This is a genomic window from Staphylococcus sp. SB1-57, assembly GCF_017086425.1.
In the GTDB taxonomy this organism is placed as follows: domain Bacteria; phylum Bacillota; class Bacilli; order Staphylococcales; family Staphylococcaceae; genus Staphylococcus; species Staphylococcus warneri_A.
Window position 1 is genome coordinate 934287 of the sequence record NZ_CP070964.1, and the last position, 10187, is coordinate 944473.

Genomic DNA, 10187 nt, shown 5'->3' on the forward strand with positions numbered 1-10187 from the left:
TGTGGGGGCAAAATCTTGGATGTAAAGCAGTTAAAAAAAGATATCATTGATTACGCACATACAATTGGTATTGACAGTATTGGTTTTACGACTGCCGATCCATTTGATGAATTGAAACAAAAGTTAGAAGATTATCACTCAAAAGGATATGCTTCAGGATTTGAAGAATCTGATATTGCATTAAGAACTGAACCTAAATTAAGCTTACCGACAGCGAGATCTATTATTGCTATAGCAGTTGGATATCCCAATAAACTTAAAGGGGCACCTAAAAGTGTACGTGGTGATAGACGCGGTATGTTTGCACGTGCTTCATGGGGCCAAGATTATCATACAATAATGAGAAAACGATTGGATCAATTGGCAACATATATCCAATCAATTGTACCTGATGTTGAAATTAAATCGATGGTGGACACTGGAGTATTATCAGATAGAGCTGTAGCGGAACGTGCAGGACTAGGATTTGCAGGACGAAATGGTTTTATTATTAATCCTGATTTAGGTACATGGACATATCTAGGTGAAATGCTCGTAAGTATACCGTTTGAACCAGATGATCCTATTTTAGATAGTTGTGGAGATTGTACAATTTGTGTTGATAGATGTCCTACAGGTGCTTTAGTAGGCAATGGCCAATTAAATAGTCAAAAATGTATTAGCTTTTTAACTCAAACTAAAGGTTATTTAGATGATGAGTACAGATATAAAATTGGCAATCGATTATATGGTTGTGACACATGCCAACAAGTTTGTCCTAAAAATAAAGGCATCAATACAGAACGTGACGATATTATATTAGAACCTGAAATTTTGAAACCTAGATTAGTTCCATTATTGCAAATGAGTAATAAAGAATTTAAAAATACTTATGGTCATTTAGCGGGTGCATGGAGAGGTAAAAAACCTATACAACGAAATGCGATATTAGCGTTAGCTCATTTTAATGAAACAAGTGCTATACCTGAGTTAAAAGAAGTTGCATTACATGACCCTAGACCTATGATAAGAGGCACTGCATATTGGGCAATTGGTCAAATTGAAGGGGAAAATGCGCGTGAATTTATTCATACACATTATGAAAATGAAATTAAAGAAGTCCAAGTTGAAATGTTAAAAGGCTTGGAAATGAGGAGAGAAAAATAAATGACAAACCACATTGTATTATTTCAACCTGAAATCCCTGCAAATACTGGTAATATAGCTAGAACTTGTGCTGGTACCAATACACACTTACATTTGATTAAACCGCTTGGCTTTAGTACAGATGATAAGATGTTAAAAAGAGCAGGATTAGATTACTGGGAGCATGTTAATATTACATATCACGAAAATATAGAATCATTTTTTGAATCAACAGATGGTGAATATTATTTGTTAACAAAATTTGGTAAGCAAACATATAGTGATTTTGATTTTTCTGATACACAAAATAATCATTATTTTATTTTTGGTAGGGAAACAACTGGATTACCGGATTGGGTCAAAGACAAGTATCAAGACACTGCATTAAGAATCCCGATGAGTGATAAAATTCGTTCATTAAATCTCTCGAATACAGCAGCATTATTGATTTACGAAGCTTTAAGACAACAATCATTTCCGGGCTTATCTTAATAAAGATGATTGAAATTCAAAGTAAATGAACAATAAGTTGACTACATGTTATATTTAATGATAAGAAAATAGTATTCTATAATCATAGGTTAGTTTGAACGATAAATAATTAGGGTATAAATGAATTAATATTAACCATACTATTCTATGTAAAGCAAACCAAGAGGAGTGTATTTTAAAATGGCAATGAACTTTAAAGTATTTGAAGATAAGCAAAGAGTAGCTGAATATACAGCGGATATTTTGAGAAAACAATTTAATAACAACCCAATGACTATCGCAGGTGTTCATTTAACAAAAGATCATGCACCTGTATTAGATGAATTAAAAAAGAATGTTGATTTACATGCAGTTGACTTCAGTCAAATTAACATTTTAGATTATGATGAAAATCAATCATATTATGAAGCGTTAGGTGTACCACAAAGTCAAATTTATTCATTATCATACAATCAAGATGCTAATGACTTTATTTCAGATAAAATTAAAACCAAAGAAAATAAAGGTAAATTAGTATTACAAGTGGTTTCAATTGATGAAAGCGGTAATTTAGACGTAAGTGTTAGACAAGGTTTATTAGAAGCACGTGAAATCTTCTTAGTTGTTACTGGTAGTAATAAACGTGAAGTAGTTGAAAAATTATATAATGAAAATGGAAAATCTAATTTTGAACCAGCAGACTTAAAAGCGCACCGTATGGTTAACGTTATTTTAGATAAAGAAGCAGCAGCTGGATTACCTGAAGACGTAAAAGAATACTTCACAGCTCGCTTTGCATAACGAATAAGTGAGAAAGAGGTTATCTATATGACTCAAAATAAAGATTCTAGAACGAATTACCACGAAGAAGAAAATGCAATGGTAACTGATTTAGATGATTTAAAAGATTTAGGTAAAGAAATGGAACAAATTTCTGAAGAAAATGATGAAGATAAATTAAATCAATCTCATGATTCAGAAGTGCGTTCTGATTTAGATTAAGAATAAATATTAACTCTTGTAATAGTGAAAGTTCTATTGCAAGAGTATTTTTATGTATTGATCAAAGAACTTTTATATAATTAATTCAAATTGACGTCATCCATCAAATCCTGCATTATGGTATGATATTGAAGAATCATGTTTAAAAGGAGATTACATATGCTAGGGAAGTATTGGAAATATTTAATGATCGCAACTGTTATTGTAAGTTTAATTTCAATCAAGGCATTTCCATTAGCACTAGGCGCATTATACTTACCGGTTTTATTTAAAATAGTACAATTACAGTTAAATCTTTCGAATGGTTTAATTGATGAGGTCAGTGCGCAAACATTTATTAAAAGTAATCAATCTGGCATTATCATCAGTGTCATTTGTTGTTTGGCTATTACTGGTATTTTAATGTATACATTAGATGATTTCTATAATAGCTTAACAGGTATTTTAAGTATTTTAATTAAAGTAAGTCCATTTACAATTATAATTAGTGCGATTCTATATATTTTAACTGCAATTGCAACGGTTCAAGCAACAAAACAAAAATTTCAATAATTTACATTTTAACTCTAGTTTTTGTAGTGAATTGCTATTAGAAACTAGAGTTTTTGTATTTGAAAAATATATGTAAACGTTTTACTTCTAAATTGATATGACAAATTAAATAGTGATATACTAGGATTAACAATGATAATAAGGGGAGAAAAAAATGTCAGTACGTATTGAACATGATACATTTGGAGAAATTGAAGTACCTGCAGATAAATATTGGGGTGCTCAAACAGAAAGAAGTAAACGAAACTTCCCAGTAGGTAAAGAGAAAATGCCTATTGAAGTTGTATACGGATTTGCTCAACTTAAAAGAGGTGCTGCATTAGCTAACAACGAGTTAGGGAAATTAAGTGATGCTAAAAAAGATGCTATCGTCTATGCTTGTGATAAAATTCTAAATGGTGAATTAGACGAACATTTCCCATTAGTAGTTTGGCAAACAGGAAGCGGTACACAAAGTAATATGAATGTGAATGAAGTAGTTAGTTATGTAGCTAATGAATATTTAAAAGAACATCAAAGTGATGAATCAATCCATCCGAATGATGATGTAAATAAATCTCAAAGCTCTAACGACACATTTCCAACAGCGATGCACGTTGCACTATATCACGAAGTTGAAACTAAATTAGAACCAGCGTTAAAACATTTACGCCAAACTTTCAAACAAAAAGAAGATGAATTTGAATCTATTATTAAAATTGGTCGTACACATTTACAAGATGCGACACCAATTAAATTAGGACAAGAAATTAGTGGTTGGCGTTATATGTTAGATAGATGTGAAACATTATTAAATGAATCTAAAAAGCATATACTAAACTTAGCAATTGGTGGTACTGCCGTAGGTACAGGAATCAATGCACATCCAGAGTTTGGAGACAAAGTTGCGAAATTTATCTCTGAAAACACAGGTTATGCATTTGTATCATCAGAAAACAAATTCCATGCATTAACGGCACATGATGAAGTTGTTCAATTGCATGGTACATTAAAAGCACTAGCTGGCGATTTAATGAAAATTGCTAATGATGTAAGATGGTTAGCTTCAGGTCCAAGAGCAGGTTTAGCTGAAATTTCAATTCCTGAAAATGAACCAGGTTCTTCAATTATGCCAGGTAAAGTTAATCCAACACAATGTGAAATGTTAACAATGGTAGCAGTACAAGTGATGGGTAATGACACTGCAGTAGGTATCGCAAGTTCACAAGGTAACTTTGAATTAAATGTATTTAAACCGGTCATTTTACACAATACATTACAATCAATTTACTTATTAGCAGATGGTATGGAAACATTTAATAATAACTGTGCCGTAGGTATTGAACCTATTGAGGAAAATATTGATAATTACTTAAATCAATCATTAATGTTAGTGACTGCTTTAAATCCACATATTGGATATGAGAAAGCTGCACAAATAGCTAAAAAAGCACATAAAGAGGGCTTAACACTTAAAGAATCAGCTATTCAATCAGGTTATGTTACTGAAGAACAATTTGAAGAATGGATTAAACCAGAAGATATGGTAGACCCGCACTAGTGCTAATATAATAATTAAAAGCTAGGAAGATTAAATAAATATAATCTTCCTAGCTTTTTTTATGAAATCTCATCATCTAAACTAACTGAAATCCATTCTTTAGTTAAAGGATGTTCTAATTCGATTTTATAACTGTGTAATTCTAATTGTCTTAATGTTGAATCACCGTATAATGGATCTCCAATGACAGGGTGTCCGATGTCTGCTAGATGTACACGAATTTGGTGTGTACGTCCTGTATCTAATTTAATTTCTAACTCACACACATTTTCCTTAACCATATTTGAAGAAAGAATATGTGTAATCGCACGTTGACCTGTATTAGATATACGTTTCTTATTTGGATGAAACTTATCTTTACCAATGGGTTTATCAATTGTTTGGGGTTTGATAGGTAATAAGGCTTTAACATGTGCTTTATAGATGCGGGTGATATCATTTTCTTCTAGCATTCTATCTAATATCTTTTTCATTAATGGATTTTTTGCCACAATTAATAAACCAACTGTTTCTTGGTCTAATCGATGTATAGGTTCTACATAATCACTATCAATAGTATAAATAAGATGATTCATTAAAGTATTACTTTCTTTTAAATCATTTGGATGTGTTTTGACACCTTTAGGTTTTAGCACAATCGCAAAATCATCGTTTTCATAGTAAACTTGTGCGTAACGATAACTTGGTAAGTAATTACTTTTTTCTTCTGGTGTAGGTATAAATACTTCATCACCGGAATTGACCTTATCAGATAAACGACTTGTTTCTTTATTAATAGTAATATCTTTAGACATATTTAATAAATGTAAGTCTTTTTTAGGTAACTTTAAATCTTGGAAAATCTCTCTCAATGTATATTGATCATAATTTTCAGGTATTGTAAATTTCATAAAATCCTCCTATAGTTACTCTTAATCATATCATAAAATGTATTATTGCAATATAAAATCAAGTTAAATAATACCCTTTGTATCACCGTCATGCGCCATAATGACGTTGATATGTTTTTTTATATTACATGAAACGGTATAATAGAATAGATATTCAAATTATTTTTGGAGGTAATTATGGAAAAACCAACACGCATCGCTCTCCTTAAAGAAATTGCAGAATTTTTGAATGAAGAAACAGAAATATATAGTATGATGCAAGGTGCAATTCAATCTTTGATAGAAGGAAGTGACTTTACGACGGGTTGGATTTTCTTTATCGATGATTTTGGCCATCATGAATTAGTTTCCAGTGTGAACTTGCCAGGAGCACTATCTAAAAATCAATGTCACTATATGACTGATGGATCATGTTGGTGTGTACGTGCCTATCAAAATGAAAAACTGACGAAAGCGTCTAATATCATTAATTGCTCAAGAATTAATTTAGCCAATCGTGCGCATTATGAAGAAACAGACGATATTACGCACCATGCAACAGTGCCACTGAGATCTGGTGAAGAACAATTTGGTTTATTAAATGTTGCTACACCAAATAAAAGCCATTATAGTCAGGAAGATTTAGCACTATTAGAATCAGTGGCCTTTCAAATTGGTTCAGCTATCAAGCGTATAATGTTAACTGATAAAGAAAAAGAAAATGCTCGAATTAATGAAAGGAATCGGTTAGCTAGAGATTTACATGATTCGGTTAATCAAATGTTATTTTCATTAAAATTAACTGCACATGCTGCCTATGGTATTTCAAACGAAGAAATGTCAAAAAAAGCCTTTAAAACAATTGAGGAAACAAGTCAAAATGCGGTTAATGAAATGCGTGCACTCATTTGGCAATTAAAACCTGTTGGATTAGAGCAAGGAATGTTACATGCACTGAATCATTATAGTGAATTGTTACAGTTGAATTTAACTGTTCATGTGGATGGATTGATCGATGTTACCAATGTCATTGAAGAAAATGTTTATCGTATGGTTCAAGAATGTCTAAACAATGTAAGAAAGCATGCGAAAACAAAAGAAGTTACTTTAACTTTAAAACAGACAAATGAAAAACTTTATGTGATTGTTCAAGACGAGGGAAAAGGATTTGACAATACAAAGCAAATGTCAGATACATCGAATGGTTTAAAGCATTTACAACAACGTACAGATATTTTAAAAGGACGTCTACGTATCGATTCAAAGCCATTAAAAGGTACTCGTATTGAAATAGAAATACCATTGAACTAATTATTTAAAGGAGTATAACGATGAATAAAATCATATTAGTCGATGATCATCATATTGTAAGACAAGGCTTAGAATTTTTATTATCTACTGTAGAAGATATAGAGGTTGTACAAGGGTTTGCTGAAGGTAAACTATTTTTAGAATACCTAGAAAACAATGAACAGCCGGATATTGTGTTATTAGATTTAGTTATGCCAGATATGAATGGTATTGAAATAACTGAGTATTTGAAAAAGCATTATCCTAACATTAAAATTTTAGTGTTAACAAGTTATGTTGATGATGAACATGTCATTTCTGCCATAGAAAAAGGTGCTGATGGCTATGAAATGAAAGACGTCGAACCACAGAAACTTATTGAAACGATTCATAATGTACTTAATGGGAAGCGAATCATTCATCCAGATGCAAAACATGTTATAGACTCTATGAGTTCTAAACCGCATTTTACAAATAAATTATCTAAAAGAGAAACAGAAGTACTTAAAGAAATGGTAAAAGGCAAAACAAACAAAGAAATTGCTAATACATTATTTGTATCAGAAAAAACAATTAAAACACATGTCAGTCATATCTTTAGTAAATTGCAAGTGAGCGATCGTACACAAGCTGCAATTTATGCTATGGAAAATAAACTGATTTAATTAAATAAGTTAATAGCAGTAAAAATTATGCTCAATTAATGATGGTTAAATAACTAAGTTTTTACAAATTATGTTAAAAATTTAAGTATTTTGATAATTTTGCCTTTAATAAAAATGAGCTTAAAACGAAATTGACTCTTTTATTTTCATTAAAAATATATTAAGATGTAATTTGTGTTTCAAGAAATGTGTATAATTGCAATTTCTTGTGTCCGGATATAAATTCTCTTCAAGAAAGGTAGATAATAGAATGGATAGACAGAGTTTTACAGATTTAATTCAAACAAAATTTAAAATGGTTCGTATAGAAGCAGGATATACACAAGATACAATGGCTCAAACAATTGGACTTTCTAAAAAAACATTAGTTCAAATTGAAAAAGAACGTGTATTACCAAATTGGACAACATGTGTTTCAATTTGTGCGTTATTTAGAGATTCAGATGTTTTGAATAGCACGTTTGGTTGTGATCCATTAGAAATCGTCCAAACAATATCTAGAAATCATTGTGCTTATCCAAATCACTCAACAACTAGTGATATTTATTGGAATACAATTGAAACTAGAAGCGGTTATATTTTACAAAGTAATAAAGTTAGCAATATTTACCGTGTATTAAATCCTGAAAAACAACCTATTTTCGGCACTTCTAAAATGAGAGAAGCAGAAACTTATTTCAATAGAAATGCTAAAGAAGAACTAGTTCATATTTAATTTTTCTCAAATAAGTGATAGTAGAATCTTAAAATGATTTAATCACTTATTTTTATTAACATAGAAGATGTTTTAGTTATTGACTATACATATTAGCCTAGGCCGTCAACAAATGATGACTTAGGCTTTTATTTGTACTGTGGGTATTTATAACGACTTATTTTAAGTTAGTTGGTAAATGAAAAAAGTTTTATAAGTATAAATTAACGAAACCTAAGGAAATTAAATGCTATAATAAATCATGATTTTTTATATTTTGAAGGGAGTCTATGTCATGCATGCTTTGTTAATCATCTTATTTATGATGGTGGTTGGTGCCGTTATTGGTGGGTTAACTAACGTCATAGCTATCAAAATGTTATTTCACCCGTTCAATCCATATTACATTTTTAAAATAAGAGTTCCATTCACACCAGGTTTAATTCCGAAAAGAAGAGATGAAATTGCAAATAAAATTGGTCAAGTTATTGAAGAACATTTGCTTACAGAAGATCTCATGAGACAAAAATTAAATGATGGAAAAGCTAAAAGTACGATAAACGATATTATTTTAAAACAGATACAACAACTGAAAGCAGATGATATGACTATTCACTATATTGCAGAAAAAGTTGATTTTAATATCGATTATTTTATAGAACATCAACTACACGAAGATGTAGAATCAATGCTAATGAAATATTACAGGTCTCATCAACAATCTACAGTTAAAGATGTATTACCTCAGGAATTAATTGAGTTGATTGAAGAAAGACTGAATGAAGTTGGTGATTTAATTTGTGAACGTGCACGTGTTTATTTATCTTCACCAAAAGGTACGCACGACATCAACGATATGTTAGAAACGTTCTTTAATGAAAAAGGTAAAATTGTAGGTCTATTACAAATGTTTATGACACGAGAGAGTATTGCTGATCGAATACAACAAGAATTAATTCGCTTAACAAATCATCCGAAAGCCAAATCAATTATTGATCAAGTGATCAATAATGAATTTGAAACATTCAAACAAAAGCAACTAGGTGAATTAGTATCAAATGAACAGTTTGAAAATATTGCTACAACTGCAACATCATTAATGATGACGCAATTTAATTTACAAGATAAAATAAGAAAACCTATTAATGAATTGGCACCTCAGTTTATTCATTATTTAGAAAACGAGTTGTCTAGCAAACTGACAGATATCATTATTAATCAAGTATCAAGCAATTTAACAACTATTATGCATAAAATTAATTTAAGACAACTTGTTGAAGATCAAATCAACACATTTGATTTAGACTATATAGAAAAAATTATTATCGATATTGCTAATAAAGAATTAAAATTAATTATGTCATTAGGTTTTATACTTGGTGGTATTATAGGAATTTTCCAAGGTATAGTCGCAATCTTTGTCTAACTTAATGATATGTGTTACATTTATTAAGAGTGTTGAAACACAAATTAACTCAAAGGAGTGCAATGAACAATGGCAGTAAATTTATATGATTATGCAAACCAATTAGAGCAAGCATTAAGAGATAGTGATGAATACAAAGCTATTAAAGATGCTTATGCTAAAGTAAAAGATAACGAAGAATCAAAAAAATTATTTGATGAATTCCGTGAAACTCAAATGAATTTCCAACAAAAACAAATGCAAGGTGAAGAAATTCCTGAGGAAGACTTACAAAAAGCTCAAGAACAAGCTCAAGCAATTGAAAAAGATGAAAACATCTCTTCATTAATGCAAGCTGAACAAAAAATGAGTCAAGTATTCCAAGAAATCAACCAAATCATCGTTAAACCATTAGATGAAATTTACGCTGACTAATAGTTAGTTATTTATTCGTAGCTACAGTACTTATTAAGTGCTGTAGCTTTTTTTATATTATGAATGAATAACTATGTTCAACATCGACTGTTATGTTTCACATATGGTAAAATGATTAGATATAAAGGAATATTGTGAC

General features: G+C 30.5%; 12 protein-coding genes. 11 read left to right on the forward strand and 1 reads right to left on the reverse strand.

Annotation, left to right across the window (positions count from 1 at the left end):
- The first annotated feature begins 15 nt into the window (after window positions 1-15).
- From queG to fumC, 6 genes are all read left to right on the forward strand, one after another.
- Window positions 16-1146, forward strand: coding sequence for a tRNA epoxyqueuosine(34) reductase QueG (queG, locus tag JX000_RS04705; RefSeq protein ID WP_124227924.1), 1131 nt, complete (start codon window positions 16-18; stop codon window positions 1144-1146).
- Complete coding sequence (gene trmL, locus JX000_RS04710) at window positions 1147-1617, forward strand: tRNA (uridine(34)/cytosine(34)/5-carboxymethylaminomethyluridine(34)-2'-O)-methyltransferase TrmL (protein WP_002452097.1); 471 nt, start codon at window positions 1147-1149, stop codon at window positions 1615-1617.
- A gap of 180 nt (window positions 1618-1797) precedes the next feature.
- Complete coding sequence (locus JX000_RS04715) at window positions 1798-2397, forward strand: 6-phosphogluconolactonase (protein WP_002452098.1); 600 nt, start codon at window positions 1798-1800, stop codon at window positions 2395-2397.
- Between the two features lie 27 nt (window positions 2398-2424).
- A complete protein-coding gene (locus tag JX000_RS04720) occupies window positions 2425-2598 on the forward strand; it encodes an SAS053 family DNA gyrase inhibitor (protein ID WP_107533115.1) in 174 nt (57 codons plus the stop codon).
- 159 nt (window positions 2599-2757) lie between these two features.
- A complete protein-coding gene (locus JX000_RS04725; RefSeq protein WP_002452100.1) occupies window positions 2758-3150 on the forward strand; it encodes a hypothetical protein in 393 nt (130 codons plus the stop codon).
- Between the two features lie 154 nt (window positions 3151-3304).
- A complete protein-coding gene (fumC, locus tag JX000_RS04730) occupies window positions 3305-4690 on the forward strand; it encodes a class II fumarate hydratase (protein ID WP_107533114.1) in 1386 nt (461 codons plus the stop codon).
- A gap of 59 nt (window positions 4691-4749) precedes the next feature.
- Here the strand turns inward: fumC and JX000_RS04735 are convergent, their stop codons facing one another.
- A complete protein-coding gene (locus JX000_RS04735; protein WP_049425061.1) occupies window positions 4750-5580 on the reverse strand; it encodes an RluA family pseudouridine synthase in 831 nt (276 codons plus the stop codon).
- A 177-nt stretch (window positions 5581-5757) separates the two neighbouring features.
- Here JX000_RS04735 and JX000_RS04740 point away from each other — a divergent pair, with 177 nt between their 5' ends.
- From JX000_RS04740 to JX000_RS04760, 5 genes are all read left to right on the forward strand, one after another.
- Entirely contained in the window at window positions 5758-6870 is a 1113-nt protein-coding gene (locus tag JX000_RS04740) for a GAF domain-containing sensor histidine kinase (RefSeq protein WP_002452103.1), read from the forward strand.
- A gap of 20 nt (window positions 6871-6890) precedes the next feature.
- Entirely contained in the window at window positions 6891-7514 is a 624-nt protein-coding gene (locus JX000_RS04745) for a response regulator (RefSeq protein ID WP_002452104.1), read from the forward strand.
- 250 nt (window positions 7515-7764) lie between these two features.
- A complete protein-coding gene (xdrA, locus tag JX000_RS04750) occupies window positions 7765-8229 on the forward strand; it encodes an XRE family transcriptional regulator XdrA (RefSeq protein WP_002452105.1) in 465 nt (154 codons plus the stop codon).
- A 274-nt stretch (window positions 8230-8503) separates the two neighbouring features.
- Window positions 8504-9634 (forward strand): DUF445 domain-containing protein, encoded by a 1131-nt coding sequence (locus JX000_RS04755; RefSeq protein WP_124227923.1) that lies wholly within the window; start codon window positions 8504-8506, stop codon window positions 9632-9634.
- Window positions 9635-9703: 69 nt separating this feature from the next.
- Window positions 9704-10048, forward strand: a complete 345-nt coding sequence (locus JX000_RS04760) for a YlbF/YmcA family competence regulator (RefSeq protein ID WP_002452107.1) — start codon at window positions 9704-9706, stop codon at window positions 10046-10048.
- Window positions 10049-10187: the final 139 nt, after the last annotated feature.